This window comes from Bacillus sp. SM2101, assembly GCF_018588585.1.
In the GTDB taxonomy this organism is placed as follows: Bacteria; Bacillota; Bacilli; order Bacillales; family SM2101; genus Nanhaiella; species Nanhaiella sioensis.
Genome location: NZ_JAEUFG010000011.1, coordinates 83,264 through 104,035 on the forward strand (window position 1 = coordinate 83,264; position 20,772 = coordinate 104,035).

The 20,772-nt window shown below is 36.5% G+C and carries 20 protein-coding genes; all 20 read left to right on the forward strand.

The features are described 5' to 3' along the window. Window positions 1-19: 19 nt before the first annotated feature. The 20 genes from JM172_RS12605 to JM172_RS12700 all read left to right on the forward strand — a co-directional run bounded on the left by JM172_RS12605 (window position 20) and on the right by JM172_RS12700 (window position 20,772). Complete coding sequence (locus JM172_RS12605) at window positions 20-487, forward strand: chemotaxis protein CheW (RefSeq protein ID WP_352223421.1); 468 nt, start codon at window positions 20-22, stop codon at window positions 485-487. A gap of 4 nt (window positions 488-491) precedes the next feature. Beyond that, the gene (locus tag JM172_RS12610; protein WP_214482704.1) at window positions 492-1,133 is read left to right on the forward strand and encodes a chemotaxis protein CheC; all 642 of its coding nucleotides are present in this window, start codon (window positions 492-494) and stop codon (window positions 1,131-1,133) included. Then, on the forward strand, window positions 1,126-1,623 hold the full coding sequence (locus tag JM172_RS12615; protein ID WP_214482705.1) for a chemotaxis protein CheD: 498 nt from the start codon (window positions 1,126-1,128) through the stop codon (window positions 1,621-1,623). Before JM172_RS12610 ends, JM172_RS12615 begins: the two co-directional genes overlap by 8 nt. Before the next feature lie 468 nt (window positions 1,624-2,091). Beyond that, window positions 2,092-2,859: a FliA/WhiG family RNA polymerase sigma factor gene (locus tag JM172_RS12620; protein WP_214482706.1), complete on the forward strand. Its 768-nt coding sequence runs from the start codon at window positions 2,092-2,094 to the stop codon at window positions 2,857-2,859. A 327-nt stretch (window positions 2,860-3,186) separates the two neighbouring features. Beyond that, window positions 3,187-3,492: a hypothetical protein gene (locus JM172_RS12625; RefSeq protein ID WP_214482707.1), complete on the forward strand. Its 306-nt coding sequence runs from the start codon at window positions 3,187-3,189 to the stop codon at window positions 3,490-3,492. 6 nt (window positions 3,493-3,498) lie between these two features. Further along, window positions 3,499-4,107, forward strand: coding sequence for a hypothetical protein (locus JM172_RS12630; RefSeq protein ID WP_214482708.1), 609 nt, complete (start codon window positions 3,499-3,501; stop codon window positions 4,105-4,107). Window positions 4,108-4,260: 153 nt separating this feature from the next. Further along, the gene (gene rpsB / locus JM172_RS12635; RefSeq protein ID WP_214482784.1) at window positions 4,261-4,959 is read left to right on the forward strand and encodes a 30S ribosomal protein S2; all 699 of its coding nucleotides are present in this window, start codon (window positions 4,261-4,263) and stop codon (window positions 4,957-4,959) included. A 159-nt stretch (window positions 4,960-5,118) separates the two neighbouring features. Next, the gene (gene tsf, locus JM172_RS12640; RefSeq protein ID WP_214482709.1) at window positions 5,119-6,000 is read left to right on the forward strand and encodes a translation elongation factor Ts; all 882 of its coding nucleotides are present in this window, start codon (window positions 5,119-5,121) and stop codon (window positions 5,998-6,000) included. A gap of 90 nt (window positions 6,001-6,090) precedes the next feature. Beyond that, a complete protein-coding gene (gene pyrH, locus JM172_RS12645; protein ID WP_214482710.1) occupies window positions 6,091-6,816 on the forward strand; it encodes a UMP kinase in 726 nt (241 codons plus the stop codon). After that, a complete protein-coding gene (gene frr, locus JM172_RS12650; RefSeq protein ID WP_214482711.1) occupies window positions 6,816-7,373 on the forward strand; it encodes a ribosome recycling factor in 558 nt (185 codons plus the stop codon). Before pyrH ends, frr begins: the two co-directional genes overlap by 1 nt. A gap of 105 nt (window positions 7,374-7,478) precedes the next feature. After that, window positions 7,479-8,258, forward strand: coding sequence for an undecaprenyl pyrophosphate synthase (locus tag JM172_RS12655; RefSeq protein ID WP_214482712.1), 780 nt, complete (start codon window positions 7,479-7,481; stop codon window positions 8,256-8,258). Between the two features lie 14 nt (window positions 8,259-8,272). Then, entirely contained in the window at window positions 8,273-9,061 is a 789-nt protein-coding gene (locus JM172_RS12660) for a phosphatidate cytidylyltransferase (RefSeq protein ID WP_214482713.1), read from the forward strand. Between the two features lie 81 nt (window positions 9,062-9,142). Further along, window positions 9,143-10,291 carry a 1-deoxy-D-xylulose-5-phosphate reductoisomerase gene (locus JM172_RS12665; RefSeq protein WP_214482714.1) on the forward strand — a complete coding sequence of 383 codons (1,149 nt, stop codon included), beginning with the start codon at window positions 9,143-9,145 and terminating at the stop codon, window positions 10,289-10,291. Between the two features lie 14 nt (window positions 10,292-10,305). Then, window positions 10,306-11,574, forward strand: a complete 1,269-nt coding sequence (gene rseP / locus JM172_RS12670) for an RIP metalloprotease RseP (RefSeq protein ID WP_214482715.1) — start codon at window positions 10,306-10,308, stop codon at window positions 11,572-11,574. A 118-nt stretch (window positions 11,575-11,692) separates the two neighbouring features. After that, a complete protein-coding gene (locus JM172_RS12675; protein WP_214482716.1) occupies window positions 11,693-13,396 on the forward strand; it encodes a proline--tRNA ligase in 1,704 nt (567 codons plus the stop codon). A 58-nt stretch (window positions 13,397-13,454) separates the two neighbouring features. Further along, entirely contained in the window at window positions 13,455-17,768 is a 4,314-nt protein-coding gene (locus JM172_RS12680) for a PolC-type DNA polymerase III (protein WP_214482717.1), read from the forward strand. Window positions 17,769-18,518: 750 nt separating this feature from the next. Then, a complete protein-coding gene (gene rimP / locus JM172_RS12685; protein WP_214482718.1) occupies window positions 18,519-18,992 on the forward strand; it encodes a ribosome maturation factor RimP in 474 nt (157 codons plus the stop codon). Between the two features lie 68 nt (window positions 18,993-19,060). Further along, entirely contained in the window at window positions 19,061-20,167 is a 1,107-nt protein-coding gene (gene nusA / locus JM172_RS12690) for a transcription termination factor NusA (protein ID WP_214482719.1), read from the forward strand. A gap of 49 nt (window positions 20,168-20,216) precedes the next feature. Then, window positions 20,217-20,480, forward strand: coding sequence for an RNase P modulator RnpM (rnpM, locus tag JM172_RS12695; RefSeq protein WP_284730455.1), 264 nt, complete (start codon window positions 20,217-20,219; stop codon window positions 20,478-20,480). Then, a complete protein-coding gene (locus tag JM172_RS12700; protein ID WP_214482721.1) occupies window positions 20,473-20,772 on the forward strand; it encodes a YlxQ family RNA-binding protein in 300 nt (99 codons plus the stop codon). Before rnpM ends, JM172_RS12700 begins: the two co-directional genes overlap by 8 nt.

A 20,772-nucleotide genomic window follows, 5' to 3' on the forward strand; every position in this document is an offset into this window, starting at 1 on the left:
ACAAAGGGAGGTTATGATCGTGATAGGAGGAACAGCTACAGAACAAAAAGTCATCGTTTTTCAGTTGGAAGATGAGGAATATGGAATTCCAGTGGACCAAGTACGTTCAATAGAAAAGGTTCAACACATAACCCGAGTTCCTGGAACGAGTGAAGATGTGAAAGGTGTAATTAACCTGCGAGGTGTTGTAACGCCAATAATAGATTTACGCAATAGATTTGGGCTAATGACAACTGACTATTCTGATAGCACGAGAATTATTATCGTTGCAATTGAAGATGTTGAAGTAGGTCTAATTGTAGATTCTGCTAATGATGTCATTGATATTCCTGACGATTCTATTGAACCACCACCTGAAGTAGTTGGTGTCATAAAAGCAGAATATTTAAAAGGAATATCAAAGGTTGGTAATAGATTACTAATTTTACTTGACCTTTCTGAAGTACTCAATATTAATTTGATCGATTCGGAAAAACTGGAAAGGTGAATATATGACTTTCATTGAAAGGTTTAATCATACACACCTTGATATCTTGAAGGAAATTGGAAACATTGGTGCTGGTCATTCTGCTACAGCCCTTTCTAAGATACTAAATAAGAAAATCGAGATGAATATACCTGAGGTAAGAATTGTTTCTTTTGATGAAATGATGGACTTAGCTGGGGGAGCAGATAATGTTGTTGTCAGTGTCTTTTTACAGATTGAAGGTGACGCACCCGGTAGCATGTTTCTCCTTTTGCCACTTGAACAAGCATCATTGTTAGTTCAACAATGGACGGGCTTGAGCAATTTTGCGTTCGAAGGCCCTCCATATGATCAACTAGCTATGTCTGCTTTAGAAGAATTAGGTAATATTTTATCAAGTTCTTACCTCTCTTCTTTATCTGATTTTACGAAGTTGAATATGTATCCTTCTGTGCCGCAAATTAGCGTTGATCTCGTTGGAGCAATTATAAGTATGGGCTTAATCCAATTATCCCAAGTAAGTGACTATGCGACTGTCATAGACACAAGTGTCATAGAGTCAGATCAATCGATTCTTGAAGGTGTGAAGGGACATATATTTTTACTTCCTGATCCAAATTCTTTTACGAAGCTTTTTCAGGCCCTGGGGGTAACGGGGCATGAATGAAGCGATATCTGTTGTAAAAGTAGGTATTGCAGATATGGATATTGTTAGAGGCCCGAATATCATACGCACATCTGGATTAGGCTCTTGTGTTGGGGTAGTTATATACGACAGGTTCAAAGATATTGCTGGCTTAGCACATGTGATGCTACCTGATTCTTCCTTAGCTAAGGCAGGATCACTTAATAAAGCTAAATATGCTGATACGGCAATTGAAGTACTCATTAACCAACTCGTTCTGCATGGTGCGTCTAAAAATCATTTGCTTGCAAAAATAGCTGGTGGTGCACAAATGTTCCAGTTTACTAAAGGCAATGACCTTATGAGGATTGGAAACCGCAATGTTGAAGCTGTGAAGCAATATTTATACACGGCAAAGATTAATATTGAATCAGAAGATGTAGGTGGAAATAGTGGCAGGACAATAGAATTTAGTCCTCTAAATCGTCTATTAACAATAAGAACAGTTAATCAAGGTATTATTGTAATATAAATGCTATTTTTGTGATCAAACAGTCATATTATCACGATTTGTATATCTTTATAGCTGTAAAAACAAAAGAATCACAAAATGCATATGTATCAGAGTTTCTTTAATAATATAGCAACAAAAATGTTTAAATCGAGTTAAAGAAATGGACTTGAGCACGAATGAGTCTATACATTTTATTCATTCGGTACAGGGGTATAGTTCCCCTCCTCGCTCGGTAGCGTTTCTAATTAGCTCTTTTCCATACTTTGTTGCTATATTTCGTAAGCTAGAAGAAAAATGTCGTTTTACACAATAGTCAATGTTTTATCGAAGAATAGATGCCACGAAAAATAGTAGACTATGTTTTTATTTTTGTTACAAAAACAACAATCTATGCGAAACCAACCTTTAAATAAATGGAGTTGACTCTCCATCTGGTTCATCGATGTTCAAGTATACTTGAACGAGTTCATTACAAGGAGGGTAATAATGGCGCTCAAGCTAGAAAGTGAGGATCAGCTACTTTGGGAAAAGTGGGTACATACTCGTGATGAGAATGCTGGGAATGCACTTGTAAAAAAATATATGCCACTCGTTATGTATCATGTTCAACGGATATCCGTAGGGTTACCCAAGACAGTAAATCTAGATGATGTGAAAAGTTATGGTCTATTTGGGCTTTTTGATGCATTAGAAAAATTTGACACTTCGCGAGATTTAAAATTCGATACGTATGCATCATTTCGAATTAAAGGTGCTATACTTGACGGTCTTAGAAAAGAAGATTGGATGTCACGAAGTGCAAGAGAAAAGGCTAAAAAGCTAGAAGCAACCACTCAACAACTTGAACAACAGTTATTAAGAAACGTTACAGCTGATGAAATTGCAAATGAATTGAATATTAACGTAGTTGAAGTGTATTCTACGATCCAGGAAGGCTTTTTTGCTAATGTATTATCCATGGATGAGCATAACAAAGAATCGGAAGAAAAAGATCCAATTGCGTATACGATCGTTGATAAAAAATCCATCATTCCTGAAGAACAATTATTAAAAAATGAGTTAGTTAGTCAACTAGTAGATGTTCTTAAGGAGTTAAATGAAAAAGAACAACTTGTTATTAGTTTGTTCTATAAAGAAGAACTAACATTAACCGAAATTGGAGAAGTGATGGGTTTATCAACTTCAAGAATTTCACAAATCCATTCAAAAGCACTGTTTAAGCTAAAAGGTATTTTAACAAAAATATTTCCGTAAAGATCTTTAAGTAAACTTTGTTGTTTTTTAATTACAATTGAGTAATTGTTGTGTATTATTCGATTTTTATATAAGATACCCAGACATCTAATTGTGTAGGTGTTCATTTCTTAATATTAAAAGCAGGTTTTTTGCTGCTGTTGTTTTACACCTACAACGTAAGGGTATTTATGCCATCTATTAAAGAACAGAGGTTGCGAATTCTATTTGCGTATGTCTATCTATTGGTAAGAACAACTAATTTAATGTAGAAACTGTTTTCATGGACATTCGAACCAATGATAAATCACAACAAATCATAATCCTTGGAGAAGGAAGTGGTAAAAAATGAGTTTAAAATTAGTTGAACTACAAGTTGCACTTCCTAGAACACAAGACATCGGAAAAATACAAGAACAGCTTGAGCAGCGAGGGCAACATATGCAAGATCAACTCGCTATTGGCATTCAAGAAGAAGAAAAGCGTAAAAGAAAGCAAGTAAATAGCAAGAGTAAAAATGAGAAGGCTGAACTTACAAATGACCATAATGACAAAGAATTTCAGCAGTCAACGACAAAAAAGAATCAGGAAGAAGAAATTACGGAAGATGAGCATCACCCATATAAAGGAAACATCATTGATTATAAAGGATAGGTTACGATGAATCCATTGTTAGCAATATTATATTTTTTATTATTAGCTGTCGCATTTTGGCTAATTATTATCCTCTATTTAAGATTATCGAGATTACACGAAGTCGAAAAGAAACAAGAAAGAATGATTAAGGACCTGGAAAGTGTTATAGCAAGCTTTGTCGTCGAGATGAAAGAACAAAATGATCAATTTCTAAACCGAGTCCAAGCAGTTAAGAAAGAACAATCTTCACCGCCAAATGGACATTCGACTTCCTCAATAAACGAAGTCCAGCAACCTCTTGACAAACAGACTAATACGAAAATAAGTAACGATAAAATAGAACAGAAAAATTCATCCAGCTATGATGTTGATACGTTATCAGATGAGGATATAAAAGGTTTACTTCCAGACTATCGTAATAATGACTATGAAAATATAAACCAACTTAACAGAAACGATATTAAACCTTATAATAAAGAGCATGTAATGAGTGGCGAAAAGAACCAAACTTTTAAGGACAAAGTATTGGGTTTAAGAAGTCAAGGATATGATATTGAAGACATTGCCAAACAATTAAATAAGGGTAAAACTGAAATAGAACTTCTTCTTAAATTTAACAAAACTAATATTTAAACTTGATTGTATGCTATGAATATGTTATATTTTTTTTTGGTGTTAATACACACGGTTGCTGATTTAAACAATGGTGCTGTTATTATGAAGTGATAACAGATTTGTTTAAAAATGAAGCAAGCGGAGGCAAAAACCATTTTAGGAGGAAAACACATGTCAGTCATTTCAATGAAACAACTATTAGAAGCTGGTGTTCATTTCGGTCATCAAACACGCCGTTGGAACCCAAAAATGAAGCGTTACATCTTTACTGAGCGTAACGGAATTTATATTATCGATCTTCAAAAAACAGTTAAAAAGGTTGAAGAAGCGTACAACTTTGTTAAGGAAGTCGCTGGTAACGGTGGTAAAATCCTTTTCGTTGGAACGAAAAAGCAAGCCCAAGATTCAGTTAAAGACGAAGCTGAACGTTCAGGTATGTACTATGTAAACCAACGTTGGTTAGGTGGAACGTTGACTAACTTCTCAACAATTCAAAAGCGTGTTAATCGTTTAAAGGATATCGAAAGAATGGAAGAAGACGGTACTTTCGATGTATTACCTAAAAAAGAAGTTGTACAACTTAAAAAAGAACAAGAACGCTTAGAGAAATTCCTAGGCGGTATTAAAGAAATGAAGGGTCTTCCGGATGCTATTTTTGTTATCGACCCACGTAAAGAGCGTATCGCAGTTGCAGAAGCTCATAAATTAAACATTCCTCTTGTTGGAATCGTTGATACAAACTGTGATCCAGACGAAATTGATTACGTAATCCCAGCAAACGATGATGCAATTCGTGCTGTTAAATTGTTAACATCTAAAATGGCTGATGCGATTTTAGAAGCAAAACAAGGTGAAGAAACTTCAGCTTAAGTGAAATTTTTACAAAAGGTGATAAGAGGGATTTGCCTTCTATCACCTTTTTTTGAGAAAATACACAAGTTATCTACATCTTTGAGTTAATACTATAAGCGAGTAGAACATCTTATTAATAATTATACTATGATACATATATAAGGAGGAATTTTCATAATGGCTATTACTGCACAAATGGTAAAAGAACTTCGTCAAAAAACTGGCGCAGGAATGATGGATTGTAAAAAAGCGTTAACAGAAACTGATGGTGATATGGAAAAAGCAATTGACTTTTTACGTGAAAAAGGTATTGCTAAAGCTGCGAAAAAGGCAGATCGCATTGCTGCAGAAGGTTCTGCATATATTGAAGTATCAGGAAATGAAGCTGTGATACTAGAAGTAAATTCAGAGACTGATTTTGTTGCGAAGAATGAAGGGTTTCAAATATTAATCAAAGAATTAGCTCAACACTTATTGACTAACAAGCCAAGCACAATTGAAGAAGCTCATGAACAAAAAATGGACAATGGAACGACTGTTCAAGAATACATCAATGCTGCAATTGCAAAAATTGGTGAAAAACTGACTTTACGTCGTTTTGAAATTGTTACAAAAACTGATAATGATGCTTTTGGTGCATACCTTCATATGGGAGGCAGAATTGGAGTTTTGACTTTATTAGAAGGAACTAATGATGAAGCGACGGCTAAAGATGTTTCTATGCATATTGCTGCGATCAAACCGAAATATGTTTCACGTGATCAAGTTTCTCAAGATGAAGTTGAACGTGAGCGTGAAGTACTGACTCAACAAGCATTAAACGAAGGAAAGCCTGAAAAAATCGTTGCAAAAATGGTTGAAGGCCGCTTAAGCAAATACTTTGAAGATATTTGCTTAGTAGATCAATCATTCGTTAAAAACCCTGATTTAAAAGTAAAACAGTTTGTTGAAGCTAAAGGAGCTACTGTAAAAAGTTTTGTACGCTTTGAAGTTGGAGAAGGAATTGAGAAGCGTCAAGAAAACTTCGCTGAAGAAGTTATGAGCCAAGTGAAAAAGTAAGTACCAAATCTTAGCTAAAATAGTGGGAACACAAGTGTGTTCCCTTTTTTTAAAGTCATTTAGCTTAAAGAACTTCTAGTGGAGGTTAGTATGAATAATCCAAAGTATAAACGAGTTGTATTAAAACTAAGCGGAGAAGCATTAGCAGGTGAACAGGGATTTGGTATTAACCCAGCTGTGATCTCCTCAGTAACTGATCAAGTAAAGGAAATTGCCGAACTAGGTGTTGAAGTTGCTGTTGTAGTAGGTGGAGGAAATATATGGCGAGGAAAAATAGGTAGTGAAATGGGCATGGACCGGGCTACAGCCGATTATATGGGTATGTTAGCTACTGTCATGAATTCATTAGCGCTTCAAGATAGTCTTGAAAATTCCGGTGTACAAACTCGTGTACAAACCTCTATAGAAATGAGACAAGTTGCTGAGCCATATATTCGTCGTAGAGCAATACGCCACCTTGAAAAAAAACGTGTAGTCATATTTGCTGCTGGAACGGGTAATCCATATTTTTCAACAGACACAACTGCAGCACTTCGAGCAGCGGAAATTGAAGCAGATGTTATACTTATGGCAAAAAATAATGTTGATGGTGTATATAGTGCAGACCCAACAATTGATCAAACTGCAAAAAAATATGATACACTTTCATATTTGGATGTACTAAAAGAGGGATTAGGTGTCATGGACTCAACAGCATCTTCTCTTTGTATGGATAATGACATACCACTTATCGTTTTCTCTATTATGGAGCAAGGAAATATTAAACGAGCGGTATTAGGTGATAATATCGGAACATTAGTAAGGGGGAAAAAATAATGTCAAAAGAAGTTATTAATAGTGTGAAATCTAAAATGGAAAAAGCTATTCAAGCATTCTCAAGAGAGTTAGCGACAGTAAGAGCTGGTCGTGCAAACCCTTCATTATTAGATAAAGTGACAGTAGATTATTATGGTGCACCAACTCCGGTAAATCAACTAGCATCAGTTACTGTACCTGAAGCACGTATGTTAACTATTCAACCTTATGATAAATCATCTTTAGGTGATATCGAAAAAGCAATCTTAAAGGCTGACCTCGGATTAACACCATCTAATGATGGTTCAATTATTCGAATTACGATACCAGCATTAACTGAAGAGCGCCGTAGAGAATTAACAAAAGTAGTAAGAAAATACGGTGAAGATGCGAAAGTGGCAGTGCGTAATGTACGTCGTGATGGAAATGACGAATTAAAAAAGCTTGAAAAAAATAGTGAAATCACTGAGGATGAGCTTCGCGGACTAACCGAGGATATTCAAAAAATAACGGATGATCATATTAAAAAAATTGATCAGGTTGCAAAAGAAAAAGAAGCAGAAATTATGGAAGTATAAGCATAATCATTGTACAATATGTAAAGTACCCTCTATTTTAAACAGGGGGTTTTTTTGTTAAACTAGAGACAATATAGATTGTTAAGGGTGACGGAGGAAACCTGTATGCTACATAAATTAAACTTTTGGAAGAATCGTAAACCAAATTCTTCAGAGCAAGTATATACAATAGATACGATAAAAAAGAATCCAATACCTGAGCATATTGCAATTATTATGGATGGCAATGGAAGGTGGGCACAAAAAAGAGCATTACCACGCATTGCAGGACACCATGAAGGAACGAAGGTTGTCCGAAAGATAACGAAGCTAGCAAATTCTCTAGGTGTAAAAGTACTAACGTTATATGCATTTTCAACAGAAAATTGGAAGCGACCAAAAAGTGAAGTTGATTACTTAATGAAGCTACCAGAAGAATTTCTCCAAACTTTCTTACCTGAATTAATTAAGGAAAATGTACAAGTTCGAGTAATGGGGATGAAAGATAGCTTACCAGAACACACTTTCCGTGCTGTGCAAAATGCTATTAACAAAACAAGCGATAATGATGGAATGATTTTAAATTTTGCATTAAATTATGGCAGCCGCAATGAAATAGTTCAAGCGGTAAATTCGATTATAGCGGACCAAAAATCAGGTGTATTAACAGAAGAAGAGGTCACAGAGGATATATTTTCAAATTATTTAATGACACAAGAATTATCAGATCCTGACCTATTAATTAGAACGAGCGGTGTTGTTCGTCTAAGTAACTTCATGCTTTGGCAGCTATCGTATGCAGAGTTTTGGTTTACTGAAACGTTATGGCCGGATTTCTCAGAGGAACATTTTCTAGAGGCGATTGACGAGTTTCAAAAAAGAGCTCGACGCTTTGGCGGCGTGTAAAGGATGATATTAATATGAAGCAAAGAATTATAACAGCTACTATTGCGCTAGCAGTTTTTTTGCCTATCGTCATTTATGGTGGCCTTCCATTTATTGCGGTGATGTATTTAATAGCTACGATAGGGCTATATGAACTTTTACGTATGAAACACATCTCAATTTTGTCATTTCCAGGGGTAATTAGCATACTTATGTTATGGGTAATACTCGTACCAGATCACCCCATGTTACTAGACAGAATACCATTTATGAAAGTTGAGTTTTTGTTATTCGCAGTTTTACTTTTTTTATCGTATACTGTGTTGACAAATAACAAGTTTTCGTTTGACGATGTTGGATTTATCATAGTTGCTACATTATATGTTGGAATTGGATTTTATTATTTTATTGAAACGAGACAAGTTGGTTTAACTTATATATTCTTTGCCTTTGCAGTTATTTTCTCAACAGATTCTGGTGCATACTTTGTAGGTCGCAAATTTGGTAAGCATAAGCTGTGGCCTGAAATTAGTCCAAATAAAACGATTGAAGGATCAATAGGTGGTATTGCTTGTGCAATTATTGCTGCGATTTTGTTTAAACTGTTTGCCCCTATCGATGATTTTACAATGATTAGCATCTTAGGCATTGCTATCGTTTTATCTATTTTTGGACAAATAGGTGATTTAGTTGAATCAGCGTTTAAACGTCATTATGCGGTTAAGGATTCTGGACGTATCTTACCAGGGCATGGGGGGATATTAGACCGTTTTGATAGCTTGATTTTCGTTTTACCGATATTATATTTTTTAATCAAGTTGTAGCGCACTAGTGTATAGCAAGGATAGGATTTAACAGAAAAAAAGACGGTTGTCAATTTTGAATGGATATGGGGAGTGTATCGTTTGAAGCACATTAGTTTATTAGGGGCTACTGGCTCTATAGGGAAGCAGACGCTTGATATCATTAAGCTGCACCAAGACCAATTTAGCCTTGTAGCAATTTCTGTTGGACAGAATATACCAGAAGCGAGGAAAATCATTCATGAATTTTCACCTAAGCTCGTATCTGTTAAATATAAAGAAGATGCTGATCGATTAAAGAGTGAATTTACTAATGATATATCATTTGTTTATGGTGATGATGGATTAGTTCATGCCGCGACTCATGACCAAGCATCCATAGTCGTCAATGCGGTGGTTGGAAGTGTAGGTCTTACACCAACGATTGAAGCGATTAAAGCCAAAAAAACAATTGCTCTTGCCAACAAAGAAACACTTGTAACAGCAGGACATATAGTTATGGAAATGGCAAGAAATAACGGAGTTTCAATTCTACCAGTTGACAGTGAGCATTCTGCTATTTTTCAATGTTTACAGGGAGAACAAGAAAAAACGATTGAAAAGCTCATTTTAACAGCTTCTGGTGGCAGCTTTCGTGAGAAAAAGAGAAATGAACTGCAGCATGTTACTGTTGAGCAAGCACTAAATCACCCTAACTGGTCAATGGGAGCAAAAATAACGATAGACTCTGCTACGATGATGAATAAAGGTCTTGAAGTTATCGAAGCGCACTGGCTTTTTCAAATTCCTTATACTCATATTGATGTCGTCCTCCATAAAGAGAGCATTATACACTCAATGGTCCAATTTCATGACAGTAGCATTATTGCCCAGTTAGGAAATCCTGATATGCGTGTTCCGATTCAATATGCGCTATCATACCCTGATAGGCTTGTGTTTAACAATACAAAGAGATTGGATCTCGTGGAGATTGGAGCTCTGCATTTTATGAAGGCAGATGTTAATCGATACCAGTGTTTACGCTTTGCCTACGATGCGGGAGTAGAAGGGGGAACGATGCCAACAGTGCTAAATGCTGCAAATGAAGAAGCAGTTGCTGCTTTTCTTAGAAAGGAAATTACCTTCCTTCAAATTGAGGAACTTATTGAAAGATCACTTGAGCAACACCGTACAATTAAAAACCCTAATTTAGAGTGTATACGCACAGTAGATACGGACACTCGTAAGTACATAAAAACACTAATAAATTAAAGGTGGTTGGATATGTGGAGACGCTAAATACGGTAATTGCTTTTGTAATTATTTTTGGAGCGTTAGTTTTTGTTCATGAATTAGGTCATCTAGTTTTTGCAAAACGAGCTGGAATTTTATGTAGAGAATTTGCGATTGGATTTGGACCTAAAGTGTTTACTTTCAAAAAGAAAGAAACGCTATATACGATTAGGCTTCTTCCTATCGGTGGTTTTGTAAGGATGGCTGGTGAAGACCCTGAAATGATTGAAATTAAACCAGGCCACAGCATCGGTCTGCTGTTTGATCAACATGGAAAAGTAACGAACATCGTTCTAAACAATAAGGACAAATACCCTGATGCAAAAATCGTAGAAGTAGAGTTTGCTGATTTAGAGCACGAACTGTATATAACAGGCTATGAAGAAGATAATGATGAAAAACTTGTACGTTTTGAAGTGAGTGAAACGGCACATTTTATTCAGGATGATCAACACATCCAAATTGCCCCATACTCAAGACAATTTAGTTCGAAGACGTTGTGGCAACGAACACTAGCTATTTTTGCAGGCCCGCTTATGAATTTCGTCTTAGCTGCCGTTCTTTTTATGGTTATTGCTTTCATTCAAGGCTATCCGTCTGATGATCCACAACTAGGGGAGGTCATTGAAGGCGGTGCAGCAGTTGAAGCTGGCTTACAGGAAGGTGATATTGTATTAGCAATTAATAACAAACAATTATCTTCTTGGGATGAAGTCGTTCAAATGATTCAAAATAACCCTGAAAAGCAGCTATTATTCACAATTGAACGTGATGGACAATCAGAAACGATTACTGTAACTCCGAAGTTAAATGAAGTTCAAGGGATGAAAATTGGACAAATTGGTGTATACCCTTCGGTGAATCAATCGATATTCGGTTCAATTGCATTCGGAGCTGAAGAAACTTTTGTTTGGACAAAAGAGATCATCATTTTACTTGGGAAATTAATAACTGGTCAATTTTCATTTGATATGCTATCAGGTCCAGTTGGCATTTACAAAACAACAGAGGAAGTAGCTCAATCTGGTGTGCTATATTTAATGAGATGGGCAGCTTTATTGAGTATTAACTTAGGTATTATGAATTTACTACCACTACCGGCATTAGATGGAGGCCGATTAATGTTTTTTGCCATTGAGGCTGTTAGAGGAAAACCGATTGATCGTCAAAAGGAAGGTATGGTCCACTTTATTGGTTTTGCTTTATTAATGCTATTAATGTTAGTAGTTACGTGGAACGATATCCAAAGGTTCTTCCTATAAGGTGTTGCTGTATTATCTCTTCTAGTTATTCTAATTTAGTAGAGAAATCAAAAAGAAGAGCTTGCCAATAATTTTTAAGCTATAAAAAGTCCGTTAAGAAATAAGAGGTGTAATTTAAATGAAGCAAAGTCAAACATTTATTCCAACATTGCGGGAAGTGCCTGCTGATGCTGAAGTAAAAAGCCATCAGCTCTTGCTAAGAGCAGGATTTATCCGTTCAAATGCCAGTGGTGTTTATAGTTTTCTACCATTGGGCAAGCGAGTGTTACACAAAATTGAGACAATTGTTCGTGAAGAACTCGACCGCATAGGCGCAGTGGAGTTATTAATGCCAGCACTTCAACAAGCAGAGCTGTGGCAAGAGTCTGGACGCTGGTACTCATATGGTCCTGAACTAGTAAGACTAAAAGATCGTCACAACCGAGATTTTGCTTTAGGGCCAACTCATGAAGAAGTAATTACGAACCTATTAAGAGATGAAGTAAAGAGTTATAAGAGACTCCCACTAACTCTATATCAAATTCAAACTAAATTCCGTGATGAAAAAAGGCCGCGCTTTGGTTTGTTGCGTGGTAGAGAGTTTATTATGAAAGATGCATACTCCTTTCATTCTTCGCAAGAGTCATTAGATGAAGTGTATAACAAGATGTATGAAGCATATGGAAACATCTTCAGAAGGTGTGGCTTGGATTACAGGGCTGTTATTGCTGATTCTGGTGCAATGGGTGGTAAAGATACGCATGAGTTTATGGTGTTATCAGATGTAGGAGAGGATACTATTGCATACTCCGATAGCTCTGATTATGCTGCAAATATTGAGATGGCACCTGTAGTTTCTACATACGTTAAGAGTGATGAAGCTGCGGCAGACCTAGAAAAGGTAGAAACAATCGATAAAAAGTCGATACAAGAGGTTGCTCATCATTTACAAGTTGATGATCATAAATGTATTAAATCACTATTATTCAAAGCTGATGAGAAGTTTGTACTAGTGTTAGTTCGTGGTGATCATGAAGTAAATGATATTAAAGTGAAAAACCTGTACAGTGCATCAAACGTTGAATTAGCAACTGCTGAAGAAACTAAACAAGTGATGAATTGTACTGTTGGGTCGTTAGGTCCTATTCAAGTACAAGGTGATATAGAAATTATTGCAGACCATGCCGTAAAAGCGATAGTAAATGGAGTTTGTGGCGCGAATGTTGAAAACTATCATTATACAGGAGTAAATCCTGATCGTGATTTTTCCGTATCAGCATACGAAGATTTACGCTTTATTCAAGAAGGAGACCCTTCCCCAGATGGTAATGGCACAATTGTGTTTGCTAAAGGAATTGAAGTAGGACATATATTTAAATTAGGCACGAGATATAGTGAAGCGATGGATGGTATGTATTTAGATGAAAATGGTAGAAATCAACCGATGATTATGGGTTGTTACGGTATCGGGGTATCAAGAATCCTTGCATCTGTCGCTGAGCAATTTCATGATGATAATGGTTTGGTTTGGCCAGCTGCTCTCTCACCTTATGATGTTCATCTTATTCCAGTAAACATAAAAAATGATGAACAACGACAATTAGCTGAAGAATTATATGAGACTCTCCAAGAAACTGGTATTAACGTCCTATTTGATAATCGCCAAGAACGTCCAGGAGTGAAGTTTTCAGATTCAGATTTAATAGGCCTGCCTGTTCGTATAACAATCGGTAAAAAAGCTGCTGAGGAAATTGTTGAAGTGAAGTTTAGGAATTCTGGAGAAACAGTTGAAGTTCATAAGACTGACCTAATAAATACAATTCAAAAAAACATAGCAAAATAATACATAGAAAACTCGGCTTGTGCCGAGTTTTCTATATGGTAGATAGGAGGGGGATAGAATGGAACAATTATCACAAGAGCAAAAAGAACGGTTTCAACTCCTGCTCCAACAGATTAATTGTACAGACGATGTATTTGTTAAGCATTTTCATCAAGCAGGAATAATAAAGCTTATTATCGATAAAGAAAAGAAGTCTTGGCATTTTCTATTTCAATTAGCAACCATCCTACCGATAGACATCTATAATTCCTTTAGCCTAGCCTTGCAAAAATCCTTTGCTCACATAGCAAATGTAACTTTTTCAATATTAACTCGGGACAAGCAGTTCACAGAAGAGGACTTTCAGGCTTATTGGACGGTTTGTTTACTTGAATTTGAAGGTATTCAATCACCCTTGCTGAACCTACTACATGACCAGACTCCTCACTTGAATGGAATTAATGCAATTGTCAAAGTTCGAAATGATACCGAAGCTGTTGCTTTAAAGAGAAAATTTGCTAAAGATATTGGGGAAGTGTATCAACAATTTGGGTTCCCATACCTACAGCTAGAAACAGAAGTGAACTACTCGGAAAAAGAATATGAAAAATTTGTTGAACAAAAGCAACAAGAAGATCAACAAAAAGTCATGACAGCCATTGCAGAAATGCAAAAGAAAGAGGATCAAAATACTGAACATGTAGAAAGAAAAGGACCGCTAACAATCGGTTATACGATTAAAGACGATGAGGATATTCGCAGGATTGAACAAATAGAAGACGAAGAGCGGAGAATAGCCATTCAGGGATATATTTTTCATGCTGAAACGAAAGAGCTCCGCAGTGGTCGAACATTGTTAACATTTAAAGTAACTGATTATACCAGCTCTATTTTAGTGAAAATGTTTTCTCGAGATAAAGAGGATGTTTCTCTTTTACAAGCGGTGCAAAAAGGCATGTGGGTTCGAGTGAGAGGTAGCGTTCAAAACGACACTTTTGTCCGTGATTTAGTCATGATTGCGAATGATATTAATGAAATCAGGGGTCAAGAGCGACTTGATAACGAACCAGCTGATGAGAAACGTGTGGAACTACATCTGCATACGCCGATGAGTCAAATGGATGCCGTAACCTCTGTTACTAAATTAGTTGAGCAAGCAAAAAAATGGGGTCATAAGGCAATAGCCGTTACTGATCATGCAATCGCACAGTCTTTCCCAGAGGCTTTCTCTGCAGGTAAAAAGCATGGGGTGAAAATACTATATGGCTTAGAAGTGAACTTGGTAGATGACGGGGTTCCTATAGCATACAATGAACAGGATAGACTACTATCAGATGATACTTATGTTGTATTTGACGTAGAAACAACGGGCTTGTCTGCTGTTTACGATACAATTATAGAGCTGGCAGCCGTAAAGATGAAGGATGGAGAAATCATTGATCGCTTTGAAGCATTTGTCAACCCACACCATCCATTATCAGCAACTACGATTGAATTGACAGGTATTACTGATGATATGGTTAAAGACGCACCTGACATTGATGTTGTCATAAAGCAATTTCATGATTGGGTGGAAGATGATATTTTAGTTGCTCACAACGCAAGCTTTGATATGGGTTTTTTAAATGTAGGATATAAAAAAGTTGACTATGATAAAGCCAAAAACCCAGTAATAGACACTCTAGAACTAGCACGTGCATTATATCCAGAACTAAAAAACCATCGGTTGAATACGTTATGTAAAAAGTTTGACATAGAACTAACGCAACATCACCGTGCTATTTACGATGCTGAAGCCACTGGATACCTTTTAGCTAAATTGTTAAAAGATGCTCATGATAAAGATATAGAAAACCATAATGAGCTTAATCATAAGATGGCTAGGAATGATTCATATAAACGATCGCGTCCATTTCATGCGACTATAATAGCACAAAACGATATTGGACTTAAAAATCTTTTTAAGATCGTATCACTTTCCCATCTGCAATATTTTTTCCGTGTACCGCGCGTTCCTAGGTCACTATTGCAAAAATACCGTGAAGGAATCATCGTCGGTTCTGCTTGCGATCGAGGAGAAGTTTTTGAAGGAATGATGCAAAAATCTCCAGAAGAGGTCGAGAGCATAGCACAGTTTTATGACTACTTAGAAGTTTTTCCACCTGATTTATATAAGCATTTAATTGAGCTTGAACTCGTTAGAAATGAAGATGCAATAAAAGATATTATTACAAAAATCGTTGATTTAAGTGAGAAATTAGCCATTCCTACTGTTGCTACAGGTAATGTCCACCATCTGGACCCAGAAGATAAGATTTATCGCAGAATTCTAATCGGTTCTCAAGGTGGTGCAAACCCGTTAAATCGACACAAACTACCTGATGCACATTTTAGAACTACTGATGATATGCTAGAAGCAATGGCATTCCTAGGTAAAGAACGGGCTAAGGAGATTGTTGTTACAAACACGGTAAACATTGCTGATCAAATTGATGAAATTAAACCTATTAGAGATGATTTGTACACACCAAAAATTGATGGGGCTGATGAAGAAGTCCGAGCGATGAGTTATAATCAAGCCCGTGATATTTATGGCAATGAGTTACCAGAAATTGTAGAAAAACGACTGGAGAAAGAATTAAAAAGCATCATTGGTCATGGTTTTGCAGTTATTTATTTAATCTCTCATAAATTAGTGAAAAAGTCATTAGATGATGGTTATCTTGTCGGCTCTCGTGGATCAGTGGGATCTTCCTTTGTAGCAACAATGACTGAAATAACTGAGGTAAATCCTTTACCTCCTCATTATGTTTGTCCTGAATGTAAACACTCGGAATTTTTTAATGATGGATCAGTTGGTTCAGGTTATGATTTACCTGACAAAGATTGCCCTCAGTGTGGCGCTAACTATAATAAAGACGGGCACGATATTCCTTTTGAAACGTTTTTAGGATTCAAAGGAGATAAAGTACCTGATATAGATTTGAATTTCTCGGGTGAATACCAGCCAATTGCTCATGATTACACGAAAGTTTTATTTGGAGAAGATAATGTATATCGCGCTGGTACAATCGGTACTGTTGCAGAAAAAACTGCATATGGCTTCGTAAGAGGATATACAAATGATCACAATTTGCATCTAAGGGGAGCGGAGATTGATCGATTAGTATCTGGGTGCACAGGGGTGAAGCGTACTACTGGACAACATCCAGGTGGTATTATTGTTGTACCAGATTATATGGATATTTATGACTTTTCACCAATTCAATATCCTGCTGATGATTCAAGCTCTGAGTGGAAAACGACTCATTTTGATTTCCACTCAATCCATGACAATCTACTGAAGTTAGATATACTCGGTCATGATGATCCAACAGTCATTCGGATGCTACAAGATTTAAGTGGGATTGACCCTAAGACGATACCTACAGATGATCCAGAGGTAATGAAAATATTTAGTGGAACAGAGACATTAGGTGTCACTGAGGAACAGATTATGTGTAAAACAGGAACACTCGGTATTCCTGAGTTTGGAACAAGATTTGTTAGGCAAATGCTAGAAGATACTAAGCCAACAACCTTTTCTGAGCTCGTGCAAATATCTGGTCTTTCACATGGGACAGATGTATGGCTTGGTAATGCACAAGAGTTAATCCATAATAAGATTTGTACATTGAGTGAAGTGATCGGTTGTCGAGATGATATTATGGTCTACTTAATATACAAGGGACTAGAACCTTCACTTGCATTTAAAATAATGGAGTCTGTTCGTAAAGGGAAAGGGTTAACAGATGAATTCATGCAAGAAATGAAAAAGAATGAGGTGCCTGATTGGTATATTGATTCTTGTCTTAAGATAAAATACATGTTCCCAAAAGCCCATGCAACTGCGTATGTATTAATGGGTGTTAGAATAGCTTACTTTAAAGTTCACCATCCTCTACTCTACTACGCAGCATATTTTACTGTACGCGCCGAAGACTTTGATATAGAAGCAATGGTGAGAGGGTCGAATGCAATTCGAGCCAAAATTGAAGAGATAAATGATAAAGGTTTAGAAGCTAGTACAAAGGAGAAAAATTTACTCACTGTATTAGAAATATCTATGGAAATGTGTGAACGTGGTTTTTCCTTCAAGAAGGTAGACTTATACAAATCAAGTGCGAATGAATTTATTATCGACGGAAATACGCTCATTCCGCCATTTAATTCTATACCTGGTTTGGGAACTAACGCTGCGATTAATATAGTGAAGTCACGAGGAGAAGGTGAATTCCTCTCAAAAGAGGATCTACAAAAGCGTGGAAAGATTTCAAAAACTATTCTTGAGTACTTAGACAACCACGGCTGTTTAGAATCCTTACCTGATAAAAATCAGTTATCACTATTTTAAAAAGGCTATTTTCGTAAACTTTGTAGTTATTATGTCCAAATACGAAAAGGCGAGAGAGGCACTATAGTTTATCAATGCCTATCCTCTCGAGGTCGCTTCGCCATATCAATCGAAGGCAAAAAGCGCCTTCAAGTGATATGCCTCCAGCGCTTGTCGGGAATGATCAGGGCACTTCCGCTTTTCTAAAGTATTTGCATTAATATGGTGATTATGATATAGTTTTTATGGAGATACTATCATAAACGGCAGAGAAAAGAGTGGGGAAACCCACTCTTTCGTTTGTAGTAAATGGGAATTTTTTGTAGTGTCACGTTAAGTTTAGGCTCTTTTCGTATATTTTGTTGCAATTGTCTCAAAAAATAAAACAGTTGAAAGAGGAATTATGACTGTCATCGTTTCTCAATTGAAGATAAGTGACGAGCTAATTTTTTGAGCATAACAACAAACATTGAGTAAACAGCCCAATAGCTGTCGACTTGTACTTAGGTAATTGATCAAATAATTTGGTATCAGCTTTGGTCATAAGTCATGCCATGGAAAAGATGAAAGATCAATCATCTAGCTGGCTTATCTTGACATATGCTTGTCATCTATATGTGTAGCACAAGTGGTGTGCATATCTCAAGTGGTAAGGTATATGAAAAGTACCTGCTGGTGATGTAACTAAAGTGCTTGTATGGATTAATCAAGTTACATGAATTTTGCTTTATGTAAAGCTAAGGCTTTGGTTCTCAAGTTAGGAGGAAGAAAATGAGTAAGAAGGTAACACAAATTGTTGAAGAATTAGTGATACCTATTTTATCAGAAATGCAGTTAGAATTAGTGGATATTGAATATGTGAAAGAAGGACAAAACTGGTTCCTTAGAGTTTTTATTGATTCAGAGAACGGAATTGATATAGAAGAATGCGGTATCGTTAGTGAAAAACTTGGAGAACAATTAGATGAAATTGATCCGATTCAACATAATTACTTTCTAGAAGTATCATCTCCAGGTGCCGAAAGACCACTGAAAAAAGAAAAGGATTTCGTTAATTCAATAGGTAAAAATGTATATATTAAAACCTATGAACCAGTAGATGGAGCAAAAGAGTTTGAAGGCGAGTTGACTGGTTTTAACGGTACAGTTGTTACAATATCAGTGAAGGTTAAAACAAGAACAAAAGTACTTGAAATACCTTATGATAAAGTTGCCAGTGCTAGACTTGCAATTGCATTCCACTAAAATAGAATTTAATGAAAAAGGATACTTAAGTTGTAGGAAGTTTTCATTGTGAGGGGGATTATTAGTAAATGGGTAGTGAACTTTTAGATGCCTTGACACAGCTGGAAAAGGAAAAGGGAGTTAGTAAGGATATCATCATTGATGCGATTGAAGCTGCTCTAATATCCGCGTACAAAAGGAATTTTAACCAAGCTCAAAACGTGCGTGTAGACCTAAATTTAGCTGTTGGATCTATGAAAGTATTTGCGCGTAAAGATGTCGTTGAGGAAGTGTTCGATCCTAGACTTGAAATTTCTGTTGAAGAGTCTAGACAAATCAATCCAAACTATCAAATCGGTGACGTAGTTGAATTAGAAGTAACACCAAAGGATTTCGGAAGAATTGCAGCTCAAACAGCAAAACAAGTCGTAACCCAACGTGTTCGCGAAGCGGAGCGAGGTGTCATTTATACTGAATTCATCGATCGTGAAGATGACATCATGACTGGTATTGTACAGCGCCTTGATCCTAAGTTTATTTACGTCGGATTAGGAAAAATCGAAGCGTTGTTACCGGTCAATGAACAGATGCCAAATGAAAGATTTCAGCCTCATGACCGAATCAAAGTTTATGTTACAAAAGTTGAAAAGACAACAAAGGGTCCACAAATTTTTGTTTCTAGAACACACCCAGGTCTTTTAAAACGTCTTTTTGAGCTTGAAGTACCAGAAATTTACGATGGGACCGTTGAAATTAAATCAGTTTCAAGAGAAGCTGGCGACCGTTCAAAAATATCAGTACATTGTGATAATCCTGAGGTTGATCCTGTTGGAGCATGTGTAGGCCCTAAAGGGCAACGTGTACAGGCGATTGTAGATGAATTAAAGGGTGAAAAAATTGATATCGTCCGTTGGTCGGAAGATACCATTGAATTTGTAGCAAATGCATTAAGTCCTTCAAAGGTATTGGAAGTTATCGTTAAAGAAGAAGAAAAGGCAACGACAGTGATCGTTCCTGATTATCAACTATCTTTAGCAATCGGAAAACGGGGTCAAAATGCTCGTTTAGCAGCAAAGCTGACAGGATGGAAAATAGATATTAAGAGTCAATCAGAAGCTGAACAGCTTGGAATATATCCAGTTGATGATGCACCACTGTTTGATAAGCTTCCTGATGACGAGACATTCGATTTATAAGGAAAAATCGAGTGAGGTAGGTGCAAAAATGAAACAAAAGAAAATACCAATGAGAAAGTGCGTGGCTAGCGGTGAAATGAGGCCAAAAAAAGAATTAATACGTATTGTCCGATCCAAAGAAGGTGAAGTATCTGTCGACCAAACTGGTAAAAAAGCTGGTCGTGGTGCCTACTTAACGAAAGATAAGGACATTATTCTTCTTGCAAGAAAAAATAACCAATTATCAAGACATTTGAATGCACAAATTGAAGACGCTATTTATGAACAGTTAATAGAGCTTGTCGAGAAGGAGAAACAGTCATCACATGAATAAATGGATGTCTTTGTTAGGGTTAGCGAATCGAGCGCGAAAAATTGTTTCAGGAGAAGAACTTGTTCTGAAAGAAATTCGTAATAATCGAGCAAAAGTAATTTTATTGTCTGATGATGCCTCTCCTAATACTACGAAAAAGATAAGTGACAAATGTAATTATTATGGTGTACCATTGCGCATTGTTGATGACAGATACACACTTGGGCAAGCGATTGGTAAAGAGGCGCGTGTCGTCATTGCTGTCACTGATGAAGGATTTGCTCGAAAGTTGATTTCATTGCTCGAAATCTAA